Consider the following 25294-nt stretch of genomic DNA (forward strand, 5'->3'; position numbering starts at 1 on the left):
GATGCGGGGGCGGGAGCTATTTCTCGCCGCCCGGTCCTTCGATCAACGCCGTTGCCTCAGCGAGTAAAGTCCCGACTTCGACCTGCTCGTTCCATTCGGCCCATCGGATGTCGCCCCACGCAGTTGGCGACGTGGCCACGCGGTCGGCCTCGGTGACCCACCCGCGGGCCTTCGTCAGCCACTCGCGGGCCTCGGCGGCGCGGTTCAGTCGGTGGAGCGTCATCGCCCGGAAGAGCATGTCCCAAGCCCGCTGTTGCCGGTTCCGGAAGTGGAGCGCCTGCTGCGCGCGGAGTTGCTGATTCAGGGCCTCTTGGTACCGGCCGAGTCGGTAGTGAACAGCTCCGACGAGCCGTTCGTCGCGAGAGACCTTGGCGAGCCTCGGTAGGTCCGTCGAGGCACCGGGCACCGACAAGAGGACGTACAGCAGCGAACCCGCCGTGGCCGGTCGGTCGGTGCTCCCGAAACGGACCCGGAGTTGCCGGCACGCCTCGTCGTACCCGGCCCTGTCGCTGCGGGCCAGCCGGCACTCGGCCAGGTTCCGCCAGTTCAGGATCGCATCCGGCTGCAGCCGCGTCGTCTCAAGATGGGCTGCTTCCGCGTCCGGCCATCGGCCGCGGTAGGCCAATCCCTCCCCCCGCCAGTTCCATACCAATGACCGTCGTCCGTCGTCCGTCGCCCGTTCCAGGGCTTTTCGGTGGTCGGCGTCGGCGTCGGCCGTGCGGCCCTGGGCGAGTCGTGCGGCCCCGCGGTGGGCGGTCAATGTCGGGTCGCTCGGCGAGGTGAGGAGCAGTCGGTCGTCGTAAAACTCGGCCGCCGCCCAGTCGCCGGCCGTCCAGTGCGAGGCGGCGAGCCGTCGGTGCCAACCCGACAAGGTGGCGGCCGCCCGGGCTAACCGCGGCCCGGTTTCCGGCAAGGCGGAATCCCATACGGTCACATGCCAGCGGTGGGCCGAGAGAAGCTGCCGGCCGTCGGGCGTGAACGCGACGACGTGGTTGATGCCGCTCTCGTCGTCGCCCAGAACCAGCAGCAATTGGTGGCCGACGGCGTCCCACAGTTGCGTCGCCCCGCGGCCGCCGCCGAACGCCAGCCGCCGTCCGTCCGGGCTGAAACTCAGGTACGTCGCGCGGCGGGGCTGGGCCGTGCGGTCGTCTTGTGCCGGAGCGGCCGACCCGCGTTCGAACGGGTGGGCGGAAAGCAACTCGCCGCGGTTGGCGTCCCAGAAGTGCAACGCCTGCTGCTCGTCGGCCGACACCAGGACCGCGTCGGCCGGGCGAAAGGCCACCGCGTTCACCCCGGTGTAGTGCCCGGTCAGCGTGTGCCGGAGTTCCCATTTGGCCGTGTCCCAGACGCGCACGGCCTGATCGGCGCAGCCGGTGGCGACGAACCGACCGTCGGAGCTGACCGTGACCGCAAGGACGGCCTTCGGGTGGGCGAGGTCGGCGCGTTCTTCGCCGGTGTCCGGGTCCCACACCCGCACGGTGCCGTCCTCGCCCGCCGCCAGTACGAGGCCGTTCGGGTGGACAGCCACGCCCGTCACCGGCCCCCGATCGTGCTGGAGGGTCCGCTCCACGGTTCGCGCGTCGAGGTTCCACAGTCGCACATTCCCGCCGCGGTCGGCCGAAACGAGGCGGCCAGTCGGGTGGTAGGCCAGGCCCGACAGCCAGTCGGGCTGCGGGGGCAACTCGAATCGGAGGTTGCCATCCGGGTAGCCGAGAACGCGGATGGTCTTTTCGCCGATGGCGTGTGACCAGTTGCGACCACCGGCCACGGCTAGCGACTGGCCGTCCGGGGCGAACGCCAGCCCGGACACCCAGGCGGAGTGGGCATTCGGGAAACCCAGTTCGTCGGTCCGCGCGGTGTCCCAGACGCGGACGACGTTGTCCTCGCGGGCCGTGGCGATCCACCGGGCATCCGGGCTGTAGGCCACGCTCGTCACCGGGCCGGTGGTCGGCCCGGCCGGGAAGACCTCTCCCTGGCCGCGGGTCTGCCAGACGCGGAGGCCGGTCTTGGCGGTGCAACACGCGAGTGCCCCGCCGTCGGGCCGGAAGGCGAGGTTCGCCATGTTCCCGCTGCCGACCGCGTGTCGGGCGACGGGGGCGTAGCCGGCGGCCGAATCCCACATCACCACGGCCCCGTCGAACGACCCCCCGACGATGAACCGGCCGTCCGGGCTAAACCTCACCCGACGGGCGTCGCTCGGCAAGAAGAGGTGACGCAACAGTCGCCCGTCGCTGGTGGCCCGAAGCGTGATCCGCCCGTCGCGGCCGGCCGAGGCGAACGTGGCCCCGTCGGGGCTGAAGGCGACGTCGTAGGTTGCCCCGACGTTCTCCTGCCAGCGGCGGGCTGCCTCCGGATGGTCGACGTCGATGACCTTCACGCCACCGTCGCTGAGGGCGACCGCGAGGTGCCGGCCGTCCGGGTGGACAGCGACCGCATACACGCCGGCCCCGCACGGGACGGGCGGCAACACCTTCGCCGGGTCGCGGAGGTCCCACCGCCAGACCGAACCGTCGAGGCTGGTGGCGGCCAGCCAGTCCCCGGTCGGATGGAAGGCGACACGGTAGACCGTCGCCCGCGGCCCCGGCAGCGTGCGGACGGGCTTCCCGGTGGTGGCGTCCCACAACATCACCTCGCCGGGGGCGGTACCGTTCCAATACCCCGCCCCCGACGCCAGCCACGCGCCGTCCGGACTGTACTCCAGGCCGTTCACCGGCTGCGTGTGGCCGACCATTTCCAGCACGTGTGTGTGGCACTTTCGCTTCAGGTAGTGCCACTCCCAGCCGCACCGATCCGCGTGTTGGGCTTGGCACTCGTCGAGCACTCGCTCCGCGGCAAGCGTTCGTGAGGCAGCCAGGTCGAGTGCGGCTTGGGCGATCTGGCTGGCGTACAGCCGGGACTCGGCCTGGTCGCGGGCAGCGGCCTCGGCCTGCCCGCTCCGCACGGCCGTATCCCGCTCGCGGTCGGCCCGCTGCCACTGCCAGACAACGCCGCCCAGCCCGCTCAGGAATACAACTGCCAGCCCCGCCAGCAGCCCGGCCACGGTCGGGCGGCGACGGCACCAGCGGCCGACCTTCGTCAGCGACCCAACCGGGCGGGCCGCGATCGTTTCGCCGCGGAGCCAGCGGCCCAAGTCGTCGGCCACCGCCCCTGCTGTGGGGTAGCGACCCGACGGCTCCTTTTGCAAGCACTTCAGACAGATCGTGTTCAGATCCCGCGGTAACTTCGGCCGGACCAACCGCGGCGCCACCGGCTCGCTCGTCTTAACCTGCACCAGCGTCTCGGCCGCCGACTCCCCCTGAAACGGGGCGTGGCCGGTCAGCAACTCGTACAGGATGACGCCAAGTGCCCACACGTCTGCGGCCGGGCCGACGGGGCCGCGACCGCTCGCCTGCTCCGGGGCCATGTACATCGGCGTGCCGACCACGTCGCCGGTCCGCGTCAGGGCCGGGTCCGCGCCCGACTGGCTTTTCGCGAGACCGAAGTCCACGATCTTCGGCGCGTCCGCGTCGCCGAGCAGCACGTTGGCCGGCTTCAGATCGCGGTGGACGACGCCCCGCTGGTGGGCATGATCGGCCGCGCCGGCGACGGCGGCCACCAACTCGGCCGCGGCGCGGAACGCCCACGGGCCGCCGGCCGCCCGCTTGGCGAGCGACCCACCGTCGACGAACTCCATCACGCAGTACGGCCGGCCGTCGTGCTCGCCGACTTCGAAGATGCGGACGATGTTCGGGTGGTCGAGCTTGGCGGCCGTCTCGGCCTCGCGGCGGAACCGCGCCCGCTCTTTCGCGGCCGCGTGATCGCCGCCCAGGATCACTTTCAATGCGACGACGCGGTTCAGCCGCCGCTGCCGCGCCCGGTAGACGACGCCCATGCCGCCGCGGCCGACCTCTTCGAGGATGTCGAACCCCGGCACCGCGGCCACCGGCCCCCCGGCGGCACCGATCGACCGCAAGAGTTCCGAGCGGGACAGGGAGGCGTTCGAGCCGTCGGACTTGCAGAGCACGTCGTGAACCTGGAACATCTGCTCCAGGTGGGCTTGCCAGTGCGGGAAGCGGGCGAACCAGTCTGCTGGCCGCGGGGCCTGGCCGAGTTCCTGACGCACGACGAACTCGGTGTACACCAATTCGATCGCGGTTTCGCCGTCAGCGGCCAACTCCGGCCGGGCGGCGAGGAGGTCCTCGGACCGCACGCCCGTGCCCCCGCGGAGGCCCGCCTCCAGTTCCGAAAGGGCCGACCGGAGTTGCAGTTCCAGGGTGGTGGGGGATACCGTAGCCATACCGGGCACTCCGCGGACGTTTCGCTGCGACCGATTCTCGACTATCATGACCCCGAGTCGCGGTAGTCGCAACCGTTTCCCCGAACGCCGGAGCCGTGGTGTCGTCCGACGCGGTCCTCGATTTCGCCGAACTCATCAACCGGGCCGGCCGCGGCGAGGCCACCGCCATCGAGGCCCTCGTGCGACAGTACGAGCCGAAGGTGCGGATCGTCGCCCGCGTCCTGCTCGGCCCGGCCCTGCGACCGTACCTAGACTCCGTGGATCTGGCGCAGTCGGTGCACAAGAGCATCGTCACCGGGCTGCGGGACAACAAGTTCGTCGCCCACTCGCCGGACGACCTCGTCGGGCTGGCCGTCACCATCCTGCGGCGGAAGGCGGCCAAGCACTGGCGGCACCTGCAGCGGCAGCGGCGGCTCAGCGGCGACGGCACCGCCCGCGGTCGCGACGAACTGCCCGGCGTCCTGTCCACTCTCAGCGGCGGCGGCACTGACCCGGCCGACGACGCCCAGTACCGCGACCAACTCGACCACCTCTGTAACCAACTCGACGACGCCGAGAGGACCATCCTCGACCTTCGGCTGGAAGGGTACGGCCCGTCGGAGATCGCCGACAAGATCGGCATCTCGCGGGTCGCCCTCCGCGTGCGGCTGACCCGCCTGCGGCAGCGGTTGCAGGCCGCCGGTGTTATCACCGACTGGCTCTGACGGCGGACCGGCCCCCTCCGGTACAGATGCCCCACTGCCGCTGAAGTGTTACAGCCACACCCGGAATTTTTACAGGTAACAGTTCGGCCAGTTCGCGGCATCACGCCTTGCGCGATCGCGCGAGGGGGCAACACATGGGATGGCTGACGAAACGGAACCGGACGGCCTATTGGGTCGCGGGCGGAGCCGCACCGGTGGCGGACCTGGACTCGTTCAAACTCAACGGCGTCGCTTGCGGCGAACCGGCCGACTCCCTCAGTTCACTCGGCCCGGGCGAACCGGCCGTGCTCAACGAGTATCGCTTCCCGTCGCAGGGCATCACGCTCGACCTCGGCGGCGGCCTTTTGCGAGCCTTCCACGTCCACCTGCACCCCACCGACGAGGAGCAGGGCGCGGGGATGCAACCGTTCGCGGGCACGATCCTCCGGGCCAGCCTGGTTGGGCCGTTGGCCATGCGGGCCGGCGGACCGAACCTGATCGCGAGCCTCGGTGACCCGATCGCGGTCGAGCGCGTCGAGGGGCAGGTCGTGCTGACGTATCAGGAGCGCGGCCACGAGTGGGAGATTATCGCCTCGCCCGACGGTCGGGTGCTGACGGTGAGCGTGTACGGGTGAGATCGATTCGGAAAAATTCCCCGGCCTACCGGTAACACTTCCGCCGCCTCGCGGCATCTCGTGCTTGGGGCCGATGTCCGGCCCCTCAACCAACCGAAGCCAGCCCCCGGCGACCACGGCCCCGCATCACGGGCGGGGGAGCCGCGCGCACCGGGCCACGCTTCCTCATCGGAGTTCCGCCAATGCCGTTCTCGAAGCTGTCCCGCTGGCTGCCGAAGTCCCTCCGCCCCGTCCGCCGGCCGCTCCGCACGACGCTGAGTCTTCAACCGCTGGAAGCCCGCGAGGTGCCGGCCACGCACATCTGGACCGGGGCCAACGGCAACTTCTGGAACGACAATGGCAACTGGACCGGTGGCAAGCCGACGACCGGCGAGGTGGGCGGCACGGTCGTGCAACTCGGCACCAACACCAACACGTTCCAGAACATCCCGAACCTGAACGTCGACCAGTTGGTGTTCACCAACAACGGCTCGGCCACGCTGACGCTGCTGCAACCGCTCGGCCTCGACGGGTCGCTCGTCAGCATCTCGAAAAACGTCATCAACCCGGCCGGCACGACGAACAGCATCAACGGGACCAGTGACCTGAAACTACTCGGCACCACCGAGCCGTACTTCGCGATCAACGGCACGCTGAGCATCGACACGTCGATCAGCGGCACGCAAGACCTCCGCCTGAACGAGGGCGGCGGGGTGCTGGAACTGAATAAGCCCAACAGCTACGCCGGCGACACCATCGTGAACCAGGGCATTCTGCGGCTGAACGGGGGGGGTAGTGCCAACAACACGATCGCGGCCACGAACTTGAAGATCGGCAACAACGTCGGCCCGGCCGGCGAGGCCGTGGTGCAGGTGAACGTCGACGGCCAGATTCCAAACATCCCCATTATCGTCGGCAGCGACGGCGTGTTGAACCTGCTCGGTCACACCGACTTCGTCGGCGGCCTGACGCTGAACGGCGGCCAACTCGCCACCGGCGGCGGCACCCTCGGCCTCAACGACGACATCACCGTCACCGCCAACGCCACCCTCAACGTGGACGGGGCGACGAAGGCCGGCAACGTCGCGCTGCAGCCGAACGATCACAACTTCGACGTGGCCCCGGGCGTGACCCTGACGGTGAAGACGCGGCTGACCGGCCCGGGCAATGTGGCGGTCATCGGTGGCGGCACCGTCGCCTACGAGAACGCCGGGCCGACGGCCAACGACTACACCGGCCAGACGCGGGTGTATGACGGTACGCTGACACTCCACGATGCGGCCCTGAACTCTGCGTTCGCCGGCAGCCTGTTCGTCGGCGACGGCACCGGGGCGGCCGGCACCGCCGTCGTGAAGTTGCTGACCACCAGCGAGATTCCCAACACCGGTGTCGTCAAGGTGTCCGCCGACGGGCTGCTCGACCTCAACGGCTTCAACGACACGCTCGGCTCGCTGTCGCTCGAAGGCAACGGGCAGATCGTGACCAACGGCAGCAAGCTCGGCGTGACCAGCAACATCGTGGTGCAGCCCGGCACCACGCAATTCAACATCACCGGCGACATCGACTTCAGCGGGTCCGGGTTCGGGGCCGGGTCGGTCCTCATCTCCGACGCGGCGAGTACGCTCGTCATCGACGGCGTCGTCTCCGGCGACAACGGCCTGTCGCTCTCCGGCCAGGGCACGCTCCGCCTCGACGGCAGTTCGGCGAACACGTACACCGGCACGACGACCGTGACCGGCGGCACTCTTCTGCTGAACCACACGACCGGCCCGGCCGTGTCGAACAAACTGAACCTGTCCGGCAGCTCCAACGGAGCCGTCGTCCGGCTCGCCCAGGACAACCAGTTGCCGGCCGACTCGGCGGTTACGATGTTCGCCAGCACCCTAGACGTGAACGGCCACCAGCAGACCGTCGGCAAGTTGTCCCTGAGTGCCAACACAATGGTCACGACGGGGACCGGTAAGCTGACCCTCGGCGGCGACGTGTCGTTCACGTCGGCGATCTCGGGACAGGCCAGACTGACCGGCAACTTCGACCTCGGCACCGGCGACCGCGTGTTCACGATCGCCGACTCGCAGGCTGATATTGAAGTGACGATCGACGGCATCATTTCCGGCGGGGCGGCCGCGAATCTCATCAAGGACGGGGCGGGGACGCTAGAAATCACCGGCCTCGTCGGGACGCCCAACACCTACGGCGGCAAGACGTGGGTGAAGGACGGCCGGCTGCTCCTGAACGACTTCGGGTTCAACGAGGTCGTGTCGAAGACGGTCGAAGTGGGCGACACCATCGGGGCCGCCGGGTCGGCGATCCTCCAACTGGAGCAGTCGGCCGAACTCCCCACCGACGCAACGGTGACGGTCCACGCCGACGGCCTGTTCGACCTGTCCTTCAACGGCAAGAACCGCGGTCAAACGATCGGCACGCTGACCCTGGACGGCGGTCGCGTCGAGCGTGGGACGTTGTCCGTCGGTGACATCACCGCGACCGACACCGGCCCGTCGGTCATTACGTCCTTGGTGTCGTTCCTGGACGGCCCCCACACCATCACCGTTGCGGACGGGGCGGCGGCTGAAGACCTTCGGATCGAAGGCCCGTTGGCGAGCAACTCCTTGGTCGACACCTTCGTGAAGGCAGGCCCCGGCACGCTGGCGTTGGCCGGGGTCAGTACCTACGCGAGGCCGACGTCGATCACCGCCGGCACGCTGCTCGTTGACGGCAGTTCGCCGGCCAGCCCGATCACGCTGACCGCCGGCACCCTCGGCGGCAGCGGGTCGATCGGCACCGTCACCGCCACCGGCGGCTCGATCGCGCCCGGTTCGAATTCGACCGCCACGCTGACGACGAAGTCGCTCGCCCTCGGCGGGGCGACGTTCTTGGTCGAACTGGGCGGGACCGCCGCCGGGCAGTTCGACCAGCTCAAGGCGATCGGCACCGTGGACCTGACCGGCGCGATGTTGAACGTGTCGGCGTCGTTCACGCCGTCGGCGGGCCAGCAGTTCACGATCCTCGACAACGACGACTCCGACGCCATCGTCGGCACGTTCGCCGGTCGGCCCGAGGGGCAAGCGTTCACCCTCGCCGGTCGGCCGTTCACGATCACCTACCACGGCGGCGACGGCAACGATGTGGTGCTGATCGAGTCTACGCCGAACACGCCGCCGATGATCTCCGACGTGACGGGCCAGACCAGCGACGGCAGTGCGGTCGGGCCGGTCGGGTTCACGGTGAATGACACCGAGACGCCGGGCGGCCTCGTCGTGACCGCGAGTTCGTCGAACCCGACCCTCATCCCGGACGGGAACGTCGTCCTCTCCGGTAGTGGCGGCAGCCGCATGGTAACGCTGACGCCCGTCGCGGGACAGGCCGGGTCGGCCACGATCACCCTCACCGTGACCGACCCGGCCGGGCAGACCGCAACCGACACGTTCACCCTGACAGTAACGCTCCCGCCGACCGTCCCGCCGACGAACACGCCGCCGACGATCTCGGCCGTGGCGGACCAAACGACGGCCGGCAGCCCGGTCGGTCCGCTGAACTTCACGGTGAACGACGCCGAGACGCCGCCCGCGAACCTGAACGTGACCGCGAGTTCGTCGAATGTGGCCCTGGTTCCCGTCGCGAACATCACGATCGGCGGCAGCGGAATGAGCCGCACCGTGACGGTGGCACCGGCCCCCGGACAGACGGGCACGGCCACCATCACCTTGATCGTGACCGACGCGAGCGGTGCGGCCGTCTCGGAGACGTTCGACGTGGTCGTCTCCAGTCCGGCCGTTAACCAGCTTCCGACGATCTCGGACGTTGGCAACCAGACCGGAACCGGCGTGGTCGGTCCGGTAGCGTTCATCGTCGGTGACCTCGAAACCGCGGCCGCGAACCTGAGCGTTACGGCCGTCTCCTCGAACCCGGCGTTGATCCCAAGCGGGAACATCGCGATCAGCGGCAGCGGGGCGAATCGCACCGTGACGGTCACGCCGGTCGCCGGCCAGACCGGGGCGACGACGATCACGCTGACCGTGACCGACGTCAGCGGCGGCACCGCCACCGACACATTCACCGTCACGGTGTCGGCCGTTACACCGCCACCGGTGGCCACAGCCGTCGCGCCGAAGGAGTTCGCGGCCGGGGCAGGGGCCGGTGGTCAGGTGCGATTCTTCAACGCAGACGGCAGCGAGCGGTTCACGGTGACGCCGTTCCCCGGCTTCGCCGGCGGGGTCCGCACAGCGGCAGCCGACTTCAACGGCGACGGCGTCGCCGACCTCGTCGTCGGCACCGGCCCCGGTCGGGCGACCCGGGTTCGCGTGCTCGACGGCGTGACGCAGGCCGAACTGTTCACCGTGGACCCGTTCGAGGCGACGTTCACGGGCGGTGTCTACGTGGCCGCCGGCGACGTGACCGGCGACGGCGTGCCGGAACTGGTCATCTCGCCCGACGAGGGCGGCGGCCCGCGGGTGCGGGTGTTCAGCGGCAACGGCTTCGGCGTGGTGGACGACTTCTTCGGCATCGACGACCCGAACTTCCGCGGCGGTGCCCGGGCGGCCGTCGGAGACCTGAATGGTGATGGTGACGGTGACCTGATCGTCGTGGCCGGGTTCGGCGGCGGCCCTCGCGTCGCGGCCTTCGACGGCACCACACTCGGCGGGGGCCACAAAAAGTTGTTCGGCGACTTCTTCGCGTTCGAGCAGGCGCTGCGGAACGGCGTGTTCGTCACCGCGGGCGACGTCAACGGGGACGGGTTCGCCGACCTTATCGCGGGCGGCGGCCCCGGCGGCGGCCCGCGGGTGCTAGCCCTCGACGGCAAGAGCCTGCTGGCGAACGCGCAAACGCCCCTGGCCAACTTCTTCGGCGGCGACACGAGCAGCCGCGCGGGCATCCACGTGGCCGTTAAGAATCTTGACGGGGATGCGCTGGCCGACATCGTTGTCGGTGCCGGTACCGGCAGCCGGGTGACGGCGTACTTGGGCAAGAACATCGGCCCGGACGGTACGCCCGCGTCCGCCCTCGACTTCGACGCGGTGGCCGGCGTCACGACCGGGGTGTTCGTCGGATAAGCTGACAGAACAGGTTTGAGGCCGGGGGTTGGCGGTCGATCCTCGGCTTCAACACCGACGAGTCCGGTGGGCCCGAAGGACGGCGGTTTGCCCGAACTTCGAGCGGTGTGCCGCTCCGTCCCGGAGTGAAGGATCGGCCTTCCCACTTCTCCACTCCGGCCGGCCGACGTTCCGCTTGCGTCCCGTCCGCAGCGACGGTATGACCGTACCGCGCTTCCTCCACGATTGCGTGCGACCTCAAAACCGATCGCACGCCCCGCGGCCGTGGTTCGGCCCGAGCCCACGACACAGGGACGCCATGCGCCGCCGGGTGACTCTCGCCGCCCTCCTGTTAGCCGGTTGCCACACTCCCCCGCAATACTCGGGCGAGTCCCTTCCACGGTTTCTCGTCGACCCGGCGACCGACACGCTTCCGCTCCCGAACACGCCCGCGGGGGCCCCCGTCCCCGTGGCCGATCGCCCGGCCATCACGTTGCCCGACGCCGTCCGGGAGTGCGTGCTGAACAACATGCGGTTGAAGGCGGCCGCCGAGCGGGTGAGCATGGCCCAGGCCGATTACATCACCGAATCGCTCATCCCGAACCCGCAACTGCTCGTCGACGCGCAGCTCCTCCCCGTGAGCATCATTAACTTCGACAACCAGGCCGGCCCGCCCCAGTACGACGCCCTCGTCACCCTGCCGGTGGACTGGTTCGTCTTTGGGAAGCGCGTCGCCGCCCAGGCCGCCGCCCGGCTGAACGTGGACGCGGCCCAGGCCGAGTTCGCCGACCAATTACGGCGGCAGATCGCCCTCACGGTCGATAGCTTCTACGACGCCCTGGAGGCCGACCTCGCCCTGAAGCTGGCGGAGCAAGACCTGGACGCCCTGCGGACGCTCGAGACCGTCGCCGCCGAACGGGCCAAGGCGGATAACAAGTCTACCCTCGAACAGCGGCGGGTTCGGCTGGCCATCCTCGACACGCAACGCGAGATCCGCAAACGGCGGGCGGCGGCGGAGACGACGAAGTCGAAACTTCAGGCGAACGTCGGCCGCCCGCCGGACACCCCGGACTTCGTCGTCCGGGGCACGCTGGCCGTACGGGCGACGGCCCCCGCGCTGACGCCCAACGAGGCGTGGGCGTTGGCCGAGCGATTCCGGCCGGACTTGATCGCGGCCCAGCGGGGCGTCGCAGCCGCGGAGAGTTCCGTCGAGCGGGAGCGGCGGCGGGGCCTCCCGCAAGTCGCAGTCACGTCGGGCGTCGACTTCCAGGACCAGAAGCGGATCACCGGCTTCCGGAACGCCTCCCTCTGGACGGTCGCCGTGAACACGTCGCTGCCGTTCACGGACCGCAACCAGGGGCGGGTGCTCGGCGCGCAGGCGTCGGTCCGGATGGCCGCCGCCACCCTCGGTGCGCTCACGGCCGACGCGCGGGCGGAGGTGGAGCAAGCCGTCGCCGAATACACGGAAGCGGTCAACGGCGTGACGGGCGAAGACGTGACGTCGCTCCGGACGGCCCGTGAAGTTCGGGCTGAAACGCTCGCGGCCTACCGCGCGGGGGACAAGGACTTGGTCGACGCCCTCGACGCCGAGCGGGCGTACCGCGACCGCCTCCGGAACACGCTCGCCAACCTCGCCGACTACTGGCAGGCCCTCAACCACGTCAACGCGGCCGTCGGCCGCCGCGTCCTCACGGCCGCCGAGGCGGACCGGGATTCCCTCCTCGACGACGCCCGGCCGAAGGACGCGGCCCCACCGAAGTGAGCACTCGTCGGGAGTTCGGAGTCATTGCTGTGGTCAGCACTCAGGGGACGTGGCCGGGAGGGCATTCCCCAAGATAGCCGTGATCGCTTTGGCGGCTACGGCGGGTGACCAGCCGTTTGGCGGCCCGGCACCCGATTAGTGTTCACGAGGCGGTCGAGCGGCCCGCCAGGTGACGATGTGGTTCCCCATCACTTCCGCTTGAACGCGACCCAGTAGGTGGCCCACTGGCCGGGCGTGGAACTCGTCGCGTACTCCTGGGACGTCCACAGCGCGGTGGGTCCGATGGATCCACGCATGTCGAGTTGTAGTTGCCCCACGGAAGTCCGTAATTGCTACTGACCTTGCTCGAAAGCACGGTCGTGCCCCCCGGTGCGGCCACGACGGCCAGCCGCACCGGGGGGCGGGATGGAAGTCGTCGATTCCGCCGGTTACCGCACGACGACCAAGGCCGGGTTCGACGGCCGGACGTAGCCCTTGTCGTCCGTGCCGAGGACGGAGAAGGCGTGGTAGCCGGCCTTCAAGTCCTTCACGGTGAACGTGGCCGGCCCCGTCGTCAACTCGGCCACCTTCTTCGCCCCGTCGTACAACGCCAGATTCGTCCAGCCCGCGAACTTGGAATCGTCCACCTTGATCGTGACGGCCGAGCCGGCGTCCTGTGTCGCGTCGCGGGCCGCGTCCCGGCCCGGCGATGTGATCTTCAGCGGCGCGTCGTGGGTCGCGTAGGCCCGATAGATGAATGCGATGTCCTCGTTCAGCAGCCAGCTCGACTTGGCCATGTCGCCCTTGAACTTGTCGGCCGGGGCGATGGCGGTCAGGCCGCTCTTCCAGGTGGTGTTGTCAGCCACCCAGCCGGATTCCAACGTTAAGTGCTTCAACTTCACCGGCCCCTTCCGCACGTCGCCGTCGGCGGGGTAACGCAGGCGCACGGCGGCGTCCAGGATCGGCAGGGACAACACCTCCTGCCCGGCGAACTCGTGGCCGACGTTCTGAACCGCCATCCAGCTCCAGCGAGCCCCCTTCGGGCGGTGCTCGGCCAGCACGGGAGTCAGCGCGTTCGCCATCCCGCCGGCCTCGCCGGGCGCGCGATCGAGGTCGCCGTTGATGACGCACATCGGCACCCGCCGGTGGTCGTCCGTCAGTTGGCCCGGCAGTTTCATCGTCGAGCCGACGACCACACCGGCGATCACCCGGTCCGGGTCGGCGTGCATCAGTTTGCGGGTATACCCGCCGCCGGCCGAGAACCCGGTCGCGGCGTAGGGGGCGTTCACAAGTTCCGGATGCTTGGTGGTCTCGGCGAGGCTCTTGAGCGCCTTCTGCATCACCGCGTAGTCGTGCAGGTAGTAGTTCGTCGCGCCGAGGAACGCGAACCCGTGCAGGTTCAGGAACTCGCGGTACCAGGCCTGTTGGTGGTAGTCCCGCGAGTCGCCGCCGGAGTACGGCCCGACCACGAGGATGCCGCGGACGACCGGCAGATTGTCGGGGATCACCAGCCGGAACTTGTGCTCCCCCTCGGCGTGGTCGTGGATCGCGTACCCCGGCCGCTTGGGCGTGCCGGCGATCGCTTTCACCTCGGCCGCGGGCAGCCCGGCCGCCATGGCGAGGACCGCCAACGCGACGGGAATGCTCAACCACCCCTTCATGCTGTCGCTCCCTTCGAGGTGACAATGCACCCGGTGCGTGTGGAAATCAGCGCCCCTCGACCGTTCGCTCGTGCGGCGTTCGTTCGACGTTGCCGGCCGCGTCCGTGCCGGCGGCGGTCAGCGCCACCTCCCATTCCGCAAAGTTCGGGGCGAGCGGGGTCTGAACGACGTCGTCGGCGCGGCACCAGAAACGGTCGTCTCCGCCCAGCCGCCGCGTTGGCGACTTCCGAGGCAGAGCCGGCGCGGCAACCCGGCGGCGTGCTCAAGTTCGCGTTGCCCGACCCGCCGGCTGGGACGTCGCGGCGGACGGTGGAAACAGCGGTGGCGGGTGGAACACGGGCACCAACAACTGAAGGCGGAACGGGGGATCACTTCGAAAGCCAAAGTGGGCAGGGCTTCCATCACCCCGCAACGATGGTGCTGTTGGCGTACGGATTCCTCGTACTCGAACGGGCGAGACTACAGCCCGAGCCGGTCGGGTCGGGAGAAAGAGACGCCTCGCCACGGACGGTCCCGGGTACCCGCCGGCCCCTTCTGCGACTGCTCCTGCCGTTGGCAACAACCGATTGCCCGTACGGCTGCGACCAACGCTCACGGCTTCGAACGGAGTAGTGTTAACAGCCACTACTTGGGGAACTTGGCAAGGGTGAAGGCGGGTTGGGCGAGGGGCATCTTGAGGTACGGCGTCTGCTTCCCGTCGCTCGCCTTCGTCACCTCTTGGTAGACGAACGCCTGGAGGTGGTACACGTTCAGTTCGCCCGTTGCCCGGTCGTAGAACGCATCCGGGTCGTGCCGCAGCGCCCGGACCACGGCCGCCGTGAACAGGCCGGCCCCGTTCCGCTCAATCGCCGACTCGTGCCCGAGGGCGGCGCACATCACCGCCACCCGCACGTCCACGTCCGACAGCGCCCGGGCGGCGTCGTCCGACCCGGGGCGGAGGGTGCCGACGGCCCCGGCGTGGCAGGCGTCGAGGAGGAGGACTGTCTGGCACGGAAAGTCGGCCAACTTCTTCGCCAGTTCGGCCCCCGCGATGGCGGTCTTCGCAAGGGCCGCCGGAGAGGCTGGGTCGGCCTCCCGGGTGAGGAGGAAGAATTCGCCGCCATCCCGTACCCCGTGACCGGCGAACGACAGGACGAACAGGTCGGACGGCCGCGGGCCGGCCCGGCGGACGTCATCGATCGCCTGGAACACGGCGGCCCGGGTCGCCGCCTTGTCCACCAGCAGCGCGGTCGATCGGGCCTGGTATGCGGTCCCACCCTTGGCGGCGGCCGTGACGCCGGCGGCCAGTTGCTCGGCGTCGCCGCGGGCAGCCTTCAGGGCTAACTTGGGCTGGTCGTAGGCGTTCACCCCGACGGCCACGTGGTACACCGCCGGGCGGTCCGTCTCGGCCGTCGGGACCGGCCGCGGTTCGACCGTGTTGGACACACTCGGGGTGTCGTCCTTGGACCGGGCGAGGACGGTCAGCGTGTGCTTGCCGGGCGGCAGGTCGACGACCCACGTCGCCTCGTACCGGGCCTTCTCCTGGCCGGCCGGGAAGGCCACGACGGCCTGCCCCCCGGCGAGCGGGCGGCCGTCGACGAGGAGCTTGAGGGACTTCACCGGCTGCTCCGGGCAGCCTTGCCGGGCCGTCACTGAGACCGTCACCCGGGGCAACTTGGTGTCGTCAGCGACGGCCAGGGTAACGCCCGGCGGGAGTAACTTTTCGACCGCCACCTCGCCTGCCGGCACGGGCCTATCCGCTCCGGCTCCGGCCGCGTTCGCGGCGTTCGCGGCCTTCACAGCTTCCACCACGCTCCCCGTCTTCAGGACCAGTTTGATGACATCGGGCCGGTACAGGTGCTTGCGGAACTGCTCGGCCGGGTAGAACGAGGGGGGGTGATCGGCTCCGTTTTGGACCCGCCAGCCGATGAGCCGTTCCCCGCCGGGGCTGGCCGCGTAGTACCCTCCGTTCGGAGTCCAGATCACCCACTCCCGGCCCTGGACGTACAGGTTGAGGAGTAGGGCCGCGTCCTTCGCGTCGAAGACGGACAAGATCTGGGAGGTCGAGAGGGCGAGGAGGTAGCGGCCGTCGGGGGACGGGGCGAGGGACAGGATCGACAGCACACTGCCGGCGTTCCGCCGATGGCGGACCAGCTTGCCGGTGTTCGTGTCGAACAGAAAAAATCCGTGCGCGACGTCTTCGACCACGGCCGCGCGGTCCGGCCCGACGAGGGTCAATCGCCCCTGGGAGGAAACGATTTTGCTCTTGGGGAGAAGTTCTAAGAGCGATGCGGGCGTTCCGCGGTTCAGAACCTGGATCGTCGAATCCGTCGCCGGTTCTAGGCTGAGCGGTCCCTGTTTCAACGCGGCGCCGCGCGGGGCCGAAACCGGCGTCGGGCCGAACTCCAGATTCACCAGGTCGAAGCTCGTAGCCGGCCCCGTCCACGCGGCGGGGTCCGCCACCGCCCGCCAGGATACCGAGCCCCCGTCCGAACTCCAGCCCGCCAAAACTTCGTTCGCGGTCGTCAGCCAATTCGGGGGGGCCACCCGCCAAATGTGCCGGACTTCATCGGTGGCCGAGACGCGAATCGCGCGGCCGAAGTCGTTCTCGGCCAGTTGTGCGAGCGTGCGCCCGTCGGGCGAAAGGGCCACCGCCACCGGCACGTACCCCGGTCGTGCGCGGGCCGCGTTTTTTCGCCCGGGGCCGACTTCCTTGCCGGTCACCGTGTCGAGCAATCGAACCTCTCGCCAATTCTCGCCCTCGACCAGAGCGATCAGCCGCTGCGAGTTCGCGCTAAACGACACCGAGTACGCGGGCACCTTCGGGTCTCCGGCCCGCTTTAGTTGCCCCTCGGGGGACCAGAGTTGGAGCCCGTCCCGGGTGCACGTCGCGACCGTCTTTCCGTCGCCACTCCAGGCGACGGCCCCGGCCAACAGGCGTCCGCCGTGGGTTTTGCCCGCGAGCGGGATCGTTTTGCCCGTCGTTAGATTTCGGATGCTGCACCCCGCGGTCGTCGCCGTGACGATCTGCCGGCCGTCGGGGGAAAAGGCGATCTCCCCGAGCCCGTCTTCGGTGTCGATCGCGGCCCCGGGCGTCCCGTCAGCGGTGTTCCAGAAGCGAATCGTCTTGCCCCCCACCGCCAGGCGGCTCCCGTCCGGGGAGAAGGCGAGGACCGGGGCCGCCGGCGGTTTCGCGACGGTCCGGGCAGAGCCTAGATTAAATGCCCGCTTGATCTTCCCCTCCGGGAAGGAGAGCAAGTACACTACGAAGTCAAAGCCCGGCGGATTCCGGTGGCGCGCCGCCACTGCCAGCGTCTTCCCGTCGCGGGACAGTGCCACGCTGCGACCCACCATTGGCCCCGGCACGCGGATCACGTCCCGCGCCTCGCCCGTCATCGCGTCCCACACGCGCACGGTCTGATCTTCCGCACTGGTGACGAGGGTCTTGCCGTCGGGCGTGTACATCACCCGGCAGAGCACGTTGGTGTGGCCGCCCGGGTTGAGTTCTAATTGAATCCGCCCGCCCGTGGCGTCCGCGTCCTCGTCGGCCGGATCTTGGCCGACGGCCGGGACGGTCGAGAACGCCACCAGAAGACACGTGATCCAGATCGAGCGCATCGGGCATTCCTCGAGGGTCAGGAAGAACACGTTGGGCGGGGCGGGGCCATCCCCCCGTCGGGTTGGCCGGGGTTAGTTCGTGAACAGTTTGTACGTGACCGGGAAGTTGCGGGGGTTCGACACGACGATGGTGAACGTCCGGACGGCCACGTTCTGTCTCGGCTTCCACACGTACTGGCCGACGGACACGGTCTGGTCGAAGTGGACGACACTCCCGATCTGCATCTTGCACCGGAGCGGGGCGGTGGCCTGGAACCCGATTGCCGCGAGCGAGTACGTGTCGAACGGGATCGTGTACACGTGCGTCTGGTACGCCCCGAGAACGCGGATCGCCACCTTCGGCCCGCCGATCGCCCCCCGCGTCGCCTCGCCGTTCGTGTAATCCCGGGCCTTCGCCGCCTTGATCAGCCCTTCCACCTCCTTCGAAGTCTTCGTCGCGAGCCCGAGGCCGGAGGCCGACTCGAAGAACCCGTCGGCAATCTCGGCCAAGCCCTCGGCCTTCTTGGCGTCTGCCTTGGCCCCCTTGACTGGCTTCTCGTCCTTGTCCAACACGTCGGGGACGGCGTCCAGGGTGCCCATCTCGCCCTTGGTGACGGCCTTCAGTTTCAGGATCATCGCCCCGGCCGCGATGTACGACTCCGGGGACTTGTTCTTCTCGGCGAACTCGGCCAACTTGTATGCGTCGCCCAGTAGCTGCACGTCCCCGGCGTTCGCCTCTTGCGTGGCTGCGTCGGCCTTCGGCGGGTCGGCGGCCGGGACAGGGGCGAGGGCCACCGCGGTGACGAGGGCTGCGGCCAGAACCGGAAGGAATCGCGCGCGAATCATGTCGAACTCCGATCAGATGGAGAACACGCCGGGTAGCCCGTCAACGGTGTGTTGGCGGCCCGGTCATTGCGGTAACTCCCACAGGCGGACGGTGCCGTCCTGCCCGCCGGACACGGCCCGGCGGCCGTCCGGGGTGAAGGCGACGGCCGTCACCCCCTTGGCGTGGCCGCGGAAGGCAACGACCTCCCGCCCGACGGACACGTCCCACAACCGCACCATGCCGGCGTCGTCGCCGGTCACCAGGCGGGTGCCGTCCGGCGACCCAGCGAGGGCACGAACGGCGGTCGGCGTGGCCCAGGCGCGGGCCTGCCCGGTCGCGAGATCCCAGACGCGGACGGTGGCGTCGTCGCCGACGGACGCCGCCTGCTTCCCGCCCGGCAGGACGACTAACCCGCGGACCGGTTTGGCGTGCCCGACCAGCGTTCGGACGGGTTTCAGGTCGGCAACATCCCAGACCACCACTGTCCCGTCCCCGCCCGCGGTTAGCACGCGCGACCCGCCGGGCAAGAATGCGGCGGCGAAGACACCCAGCCCGTCGTGGGCCTTCTCGACCCGCGTGAGGGCGGCCGCCCGCCGCGTGTCCCAGACGGTGAGCGTCCCGTCGTTCTCGCCGGACACCAGGCAGTTGGGCGTCGGCGAGAACGCGACGGCGTTGATTTGGCTCCGTCCGGCCAACGCCCCGCCGAGCGGCTCAAGCGTCTCGACGTCCCAGAAGCGGACCGCCTGAACAGCCCGGGGGCCGATGCCCCCGCATGCGGTCGCGACCGTCCGGCCGTCGGTGCTCACCGCGACGCACCGGAGCGGACTGTCCTTGTGCCAGACCACCGTCGGCCGGTCCTGGAGGGCGGGGTTCCAGGCGACCAGCGTCCGGTCCTGACCGGCAGACAGAACGAAGACGCCGCCCTTTCGCGTGACCACGGCCACGCCGCCGACGGGCAGGCTGTGCTCCCGGTGGGCCGCGACTTCGCCGACCAGCCGGAGGGCGACGGTTTTCTTCTCCCCGGCTGCCACCGTCACGGTGGCGGGCCACAGCGTCCGCGTCCCGGCGACGGCTGCGGGCCGCAAGGCGTACTCCCCGGGCGGGAGGCTCGCGGGCAGTTTGTCCCCCACGTTCACGACCCATTCCTCGTCGTCCCGCCGCACGACGATACGGGCGTCCGGCTCATCGTACTCGAACGTGACCTCGGCCGGGTCAGGGTCCGCCGGCCGGCCTGACGGCGGCCGGAGTTTTCGAACGCCGACCGCCGTCAAGCCGGCCGCCCCGAGAACCGCCGCCCCGGTCGCCGCCAGCCACGCCCGCCGGGACGGCTTCGGTCGGCGAGCGTCCTCGATCCCCTGAAGGGCCGCCGCGACCGCCGCCGCGTCGGGCCGGTCCGCCGGCTCCTTGCGCAAGAGGCGGCCAATCAACTCGTCGAGCGCGACTGGCAGGCCGGGGTTTGCGGCCCGCACCGGCGGCGGGTCGTCCACGGCGATACTGATGAGCAGGGCGGTCCGGGTCTCCCCGGTGAACGGCAGCCGCCCGGTCGCCAGGACGTACAGGACGCACCCGAGGCTGAACAGGTCGGCCCGACCGTCGACCACCCGGCCTGCCGCTTGCTCTGGCGCCATGTACGCCGGCGTCCCGGCGACACCCGCTGGGGCGTCCTCGGCCGCCACGACGGCGAGACCGAAGTCGAGGATCTTCACCCGTGGCGGACTTCCCGCCGCGGCCCCCGGCCGGGATTCGAGCCAGACGTTCGCCGGCTTGACGTCCCGGTGCACAAAACCGTGGGCGTGGGCGGCGGCGAGGCCGGTCGCGATCTCGCGTCCGACGCGGAGGATCTCGGCCACCGGCAGTGGCCCGGCCGCCTCGTCCACCCGCCCCTGCAAGGTCTGGCCGGCGAGAAGGGGCATGGCCAGGTACGGTACCCCGTTGTCCTCGCCGGCGTGGTAGGCCGTGACGACGTGGTCGTGCTCAAGGCGGGCCAGTGCCCGGGCCTCGGCCAGGAACTGTTCCCGCGCCCGGGGCGACGAGTCGCCCTTCGCCTTGATGACCTTCAGGGCGACCAGTCGCCGCAGGTGTGCGTCCTCGGCGCGGAAGACGACGCCCATGCCCCCGGCCCCGAGCACGGCCAGGACGCGGTACGGGCCGAGGCGGCCGATCTCGCCGTCCGCTTGCGGAGGACGAAGGAACGGGAAGGGGTTCGGGACCGCCGGGGTCGTCGGCGGTTCGGGTCGGAATTCCTGCGTCGACCCGGGGTCGTACTCCTGCGTCGATCCGGGGTCGTACGGCAACGTTGGCGTGGCCGTGTCGAGCTTCGGCCGGAGCTTCTTCGCTGCCGCGATCACCGCGGACACCGCCGCCCGCCGCCGGCTGTCCTCGCGCGGCAGGGGTTGACGCAACGCCCGCAACAGCGCGTCTTCGCCCGCCAGCGACTGTAACTTCTGCCCGCACCGTTGACAGGTCGAGACGTGCCGTTCCAAGTCGTCGGCCACCGTCTCGGTGAGGCGGCCGAGGACTAGCGCTTCCAGTTGGGCTGGGGCAGGGCACAGGGGAACGGGCATGGGCGCGGCGGCCTCCGCGAACAGGCGGTGACGGTGGGGGACGGATAGAGTATGCGCCGGGGCGGCGAATCTGTCGGGAAAAGAATCGGCCGGCGAAAACGGGCCGCGATGTCAGTCGAGCAGGCCGGCGAGTTCCTCCCGCAACCGACGCAGGACGCGGGCTTTGGCGAGGTACACGGCGTTGACGGTGAGGCCGAGGTCGGCGGCGACCGCCGCGGCCGAACGGCCGTTCACCACGACCTCCCAGCACGCCGTCCACGTGTCGGGCGTGAAGTCCGCCCGCATGACGTCGAGCGCCCGCCGGGCGAGGTGGGCGTGGTACTCGGCCGCGTCCAGGTCCGGGCCGCCCGCGGCTGGGAGGTCGGCGACCGCACTATCGCCGCCGACGCGGCGTGCCCCGGCCCCCTTCCGCCGCCACGCCCGGAGGCGATTGTGTAGCACGGCCTTCAGCCACGTCCGAAAGCTCTTGGCCGGGTCGTACTCGAACGTCGGCAGTTTCTCGACGAGGGTGGCGAAGACGTCCTGGACCAAGTCCGCCGCATCTTGCCGAGGTACCCCGAGGCGGTCGGCCCAGGCGAACAGGAGCGGGGCGTAGAGGTCGACGAACCGGTCCCAGTCCCGGGTCGCGTGCGGGTGACGAAGGCGTTCGAGCAGACCGGAGGAGGTCGAGAACATCAAGGCCCGCTTCGTCGTTACGGTGGCGGTCAGAGGGAAAAGCGTATTCTAGTGAGCTTCGAACTGTCTTACCCGGGACGCAAGGCGAAACGCTTGGGGTCGTCTCGCACTCCGAGCCGAGCGGAGAAAAACTCTCGGGTTAACACTACTCTGCTAGAAGTGGCATTCGTTGGTCGCGAATGTAGAGTCGATGATGTTGCGCACGGTGGATGCCCGGCACTGTCGTTGGCTGGGCGCCCACTTTTTCACGTAACGGCTGGTTTCGAGTCGGAGGAGGTGCAAACCATCACAATCTATTCGCTCGCATGACAGAGGACGCGGAAGCCTACTGTCCCGTCACTGAAAGTCGGCGATTCGTTCCCGCGGTAGGCACTGCGACACTCCTTGGCCGTCACGCACCACGCCCCGCCGCGCATCACCCGACTACTCCCACGTTGTGGTCCGGGCGGGTCTTTTTCCGGGCCGCTGCGGTAGTACCCTGCCTGATACCAGTCCGAACACCACTGCCAGATGTTGCCGTGCATATCGTACAGCCCGAGCTTGTTCGCGGGATAACTGCCTGCCTTGCAGGAGCGCGCGAGGTATGGCCCCTTCTTCGTGCCGAGCGGGAAGTTCCCGTCGAAATTCGCTGCGTCCGATCCGAGCATGTCCCCGAAGGAAAACGCCGTCTTCGACGCTCCCGCCTCGCGGCAGGCGTACTCCCACTCCGCCTCGGTCGGGAGGCGGTACGTCCTGTGCTTCCCGTCCTTCTTGTCGAGGTCCGTGAGCTTCTCGCAGAACTGCTGGGCGTCCTTCCAACTCACATTGTCCACCGGGTACGACCCCGTGTCGCGGTCGGTCAGTTTCCCCCGCGCCGACCCACGCGGGGAGAACCAACTCGGGTTCTTGCCCACGACCTTCGCGTACTGGTCCTGGGTGACGTGGTAGACGCCCATGTAGAACGGCTTCGTGATCTCGACTGCGTGCTGGTCCTCGTCGTCAGCGCGGCCGGCCTCCTGCTTCGGCGAACCCATGATGAACTTTCCGGCCGGGACGAGCGCCAACCTCATGCCCGCCGAGTTCGTTATCGCTGGCGTCGGAGCCTTGTCTTGGCCGATCGCCGACGGTTCCCGAACCACGAACAAGCCGACACAGGCCGTCAAGAGAAGGGTGCAAGCGCTTCGCACGATCAGTTCCCTCACGGCTTGATGGAGTACAGGGTGTTGGCCCCGCGGATGAGCACGGCGCCGCCGGCCACGGCCGGGGTTGCCCAACACTTGTCCTTGAGGCGGTTTTGGCCGACGGTGTCGAACTCCGGCCCCGCCTTGATGACGTGCGTAGTCCCCGCGCTATCCAGGCAGAACACCCGCCCCTCGCCGGCCCACGGCGAGGCCCAGAAGTTCTGCGCGTTCGACAACCGCTCGCGGTAGAGTTGCTTGCCCGTCTTGGCGTCGAGACAGGTGAGCAGGCCGCCGGTCTGGCTCGCGACGTACAGATAGCCCTGGTAGGCGAGCGGGGAGGCCATCTCCAAATCGCCCCGCGGTTGCGACCACGCGACCCCTTCGCTCGACGACTTGCCGTCCTTCAACGTGATGTCGCCGCTGGCCCCGGCCCGCACGGCGAACAGCCCGCCGCGACCGCCGCGACCCCCGCCCGGCCGCCCCGGCCCGCCGGGACCGCCCCCACCGCCGCCGACGTACAGCCGCTCGTCGTCGCCGACGGGGGACGCGGGGCACCGGCCGCCACCGAGGTTCAACTCCCACAGCGCCTTGCCCGTGGCGGGGTCGTAGGACCGGACCTTGTTGCCGCCGGAGGTCACCAGTTCGGTGCGGGCCGTGTTCTTCCACAGGATCGGGGACGAGTAGTTGGTCCGCTCGTCCCGCGGGGTTCGCCACACCTCGTCGCCGGTCCGGCCGCTGACCGCCACGACAAACGACTTCTCCTCATTGTCGATCTGGAGGAACACCCGCTCGCCGTCGAACGCGGGCGAACTCGCCGTCCCCTGACCCTGGGCCGTCGCGAACGCCCCGAAGTCCTTCTTCCACAGAAGTTCGCCGGCCACGCTGTAGCAAAACAGGCCGTGGTTGCCGAAGAAAGCGTAGACGCGATCCCCGTCCGCGATCGGCGTTTCGGTCGCGTAGCTGTTCCCCGACTGGATCGGCGTTCGCGGCCGCCCCTCCAGGGCCGTCTTGTGCCAGAGCGTCTTCCCGGTCGCCCGGTCGAGGCAGTAGACGCACCATTGCATATTGACATTCGGGGTGCGGCCGGTGAACTCGTCTCGCCCGCGAAGGCTGGACCGCTGGCCGTCGGCCGTTTTCGGATCCCCGTCTTTCGGCTTCCCGTCCGGAACGGCGGTGGTGACGAACACCCGGTCCCCGACCACCACCGGCGAGGACAGGCCCGTGCCGGGGACGTCGGCCCGCCACGTGATGTTCTTCTGCCCGTCCCACTCGACGGGCAGTTTCGTTTCAACGCTGACCCCGGCACCGCCCGGCCCGCGGAACTGCGGCCAGTCGTCGGCCGGAAGGCGGGCGGCGAGCGCGAGAAGTGTCAAGCCTACAGCGGTCGTCTGTCGCATGGGCGTTCCTGCGCGTTTGGCGGGCGGTCACTTCGGGGCGGGGCCGACATTGACGTAGCAGTGGACGTGCGGCATCACTCGGTAGCCCCACACGAACCCCGGCCCTTCGATCTTCCAGTACTGCCACCGCTCGTCGCCGGAACTGCGGTTCTCGTAGAAGGCCAGTGCGAGCTTGTCCGCCCCGCCGTTCGCCTTCACGAACGCCATGACCTCGTCCACGTCTTCCTTGCGGAACACGCCGAGCAGTTTCGCCATGACACCCTCGATCAGTTTCCGCTGGTCCGCGGTCATGTCTTCGCCGAGCAGACCGGGCAGGCGCTCGCCCTTCGGCCGGAACTCGACGGCGTTGCGGTACTCGTTGTCGTTCGGCCGGTCGCGGACGATGGCCTGCTGCCGCTGTTTCTCGGAGAGGGCGTCGTACACCTCGGTCACGGCCTTCGTGAGGTGGAAGTAGTTGTTCCGCTTGCTATACCCATGGACGACGTGGCCGAAGTACAGCGGCCCGCCGAACGCCGTGTCCGGCTCGCTGTTGCCGTCGCACCGGACGGTCGTGTGGTGGCCGGTGAACACGCAGGAGAACTTCTCCTTCCCGGTCGGGTCGCCAAAGACGTTGGCCCCGACGCTGGCAATCCCGTTCGGGTCGTCGAACGTGTTGTTCCGGGACAGTGTTCGGTAGCCCTCGTCGTCGGCGCACAAGGCGCGGAGAATCCGCTCGACCAGTTCTTGTTGCGGCTTGCGGAGGAGGTCGCCGATCCGGTAGTTGATGACGCTGTCGGTCATGGTCAGCCGCGCCAGCCCGCCCTTCTTCGCGGGGTGGTCCCACGGCAGCACGACCTTCCGCTTCTGCTCGGCCGTCAGTGTGGCGAAGAACTCCCGCACCAACTCTTCTGCAGGCTTGGCGGCCGGTTCGGCGGCGAGTGCCGGCCCGCCGGTCGCGAGCGCAACCGCGCAGCCCGCGGCCCGAAAGAACTGCCGGCGGTCGCACGGCGGCACGCGGTCAGGGGTCATGGCCGAAGTCTCCGGCGGTGGGTGGGTCAGTTCCGCGGCCCGCGTTGTCGTTCGGTCAGTCGCTTCACATCGTCGCGGTC

General features: G+C 69.4%; 13 protein-coding genes. 4 read left to right on the forward strand and 9 right to left on the reverse strand.

Going from position 1 to position 25294, the window contains the following annotated elements:
• Positions 1-16: 16 nt before the first annotated feature.
• Entirely contained in the window at positions 17-4276 is a 4260-nt protein-coding gene (locus tag PX52LOC_RS15705; protein WP_168219018.1) for a protein kinase domain-containing protein, read from the reverse strand.
• Between the two features lie 98 nt (positions 4277-4374).
• On the opposite strand from PX52LOC_RS15705, the gene PX52LOC_RS15710 reads away from it, so the two are divergent.
• From PX52LOC_RS15710 to PX52LOC_RS15725, 4 genes are all read left to right on the forward strand, one after another.
• Positions 4375-4980 carry an RNA polymerase sigma factor gene (locus tag PX52LOC_RS15710; protein WP_168219019.1) on the forward strand — a complete coding sequence of 202 codons (606 nt, stop codon included), beginning with the start codon at positions 4375-4377 and terminating at the stop codon, positions 4978-4980.
• A gap of 134 nt (positions 4981-5114) precedes the next feature.
• Positions 5115-5594, forward strand: coding sequence for a hypothetical protein (locus PX52LOC_RS15715; protein ID WP_149111009.1), 480 nt, complete (start codon positions 5115-5117; stop codon positions 5592-5594).
• Positions 5595-5776: 182 nt separating this feature from the next.
• Complete coding sequence (locus PX52LOC_RS15720) at positions 5777-10627, forward strand: beta strand repeat-containing protein (RefSeq protein ID WP_149111010.1); 4851 nt, start codon at positions 5777-5779, stop codon at positions 10625-10627.
• A gap of 448 nt (positions 10628-11075) precedes the next feature.
• The gene (locus PX52LOC_RS15725; protein ID WP_168219020.1) at positions 11076-12368 is read left to right on the forward strand and encodes a TolC family protein; all 1293 of its coding nucleotides are present in this window, start codon (positions 11076-11078) and stop codon (positions 12366-12368) included.
• Between the two features lie 428 nt (positions 12369-12796).
• Here PX52LOC_RS15725 and PX52LOC_RS41960 read toward each other — a convergent pair whose 3' ends face one another.
• From PX52LOC_RS41960 to PX52LOC_RS15765, 8 genes are all read right to left on the reverse strand, one after another.
• Positions 12797-14008, reverse strand: coding sequence for a hypothetical protein (locus tag PX52LOC_RS41960; protein ID WP_218575366.1), 1212 nt, complete (start codon positions 14006-14008; stop codon positions 12797-12799).
• 624 nt (positions 14009-14632) lie between these two features.
• Positions 14633-17605: a caspase family protein gene (locus PX52LOC_RS15735; RefSeq protein ID WP_149111012.1), complete on the reverse strand. Its 2973-nt coding sequence runs from the start codon at positions 17603-17605 to the stop codon at positions 14633-14635.
• Between the two features lie 72 nt (positions 17606-17677).
• Positions 17678-18430, reverse strand: coding sequence for a hypothetical protein (locus tag PX52LOC_RS15740; protein ID WP_149111013.1), 753 nt, complete (start codon positions 18428-18430; stop codon positions 17678-17680).
• Between the two features lie 63 nt (positions 18431-18493).
• Positions 18494-20974, reverse strand: coding sequence for a WD40 repeat domain-containing serine/threonine protein kinase (locus PX52LOC_RS15745; RefSeq protein WP_149111014.1), 2481 nt, complete (start codon positions 20972-20974; stop codon positions 18494-18496).
• A 111-nt stretch (positions 20975-21085) separates the two neighbouring features.
• Positions 21086-21649: an RNA polymerase sigma factor gene (locus PX52LOC_RS15750; protein WP_149111015.1), complete on the reverse strand. Its 564-nt coding sequence runs from the start codon at positions 21647-21649 to the stop codon at positions 21086-21088.
• Positions 21650-21942: 293 nt separating this feature from the next.
• Positions 21943-22698: a formylglycine-generating enzyme family protein gene (locus tag PX52LOC_RS15755; protein WP_149111016.1), complete on the reverse strand. Its 756-nt coding sequence runs from the start codon at positions 22696-22698 to the stop codon at positions 21943-21945.
• 128 nt (positions 22699-22826) lie between these two features.
• A complete protein-coding gene (locus tag PX52LOC_RS15760; RefSeq protein WP_149111017.1) occupies positions 22827-24206 on the reverse strand; it encodes an outer membrane protein assembly factor BamB family protein in 1380 nt (459 codons plus the stop codon).
• Positions 24207-24233: 27 nt separating this feature from the next.
• Positions 24234-25214, reverse strand: a complete 981-nt coding sequence (locus tag PX52LOC_RS15765; RefSeq protein WP_168219021.1) for a DUF3500 domain-containing protein — start codon at positions 25212-25214, stop codon at positions 24234-24236.
• Between the last annotated feature and the right edge of the window lie 80 nt (positions 25215-25294).

Source organism: Limnoglobus roseus, assembly GCF_008254045.1.
GTDB classification, from domain to species: Bacteria; Planctomycetota; Planctomycetia; order Gemmatales; family Gemmataceae; genus Limnoglobus; species Limnoglobus roseus.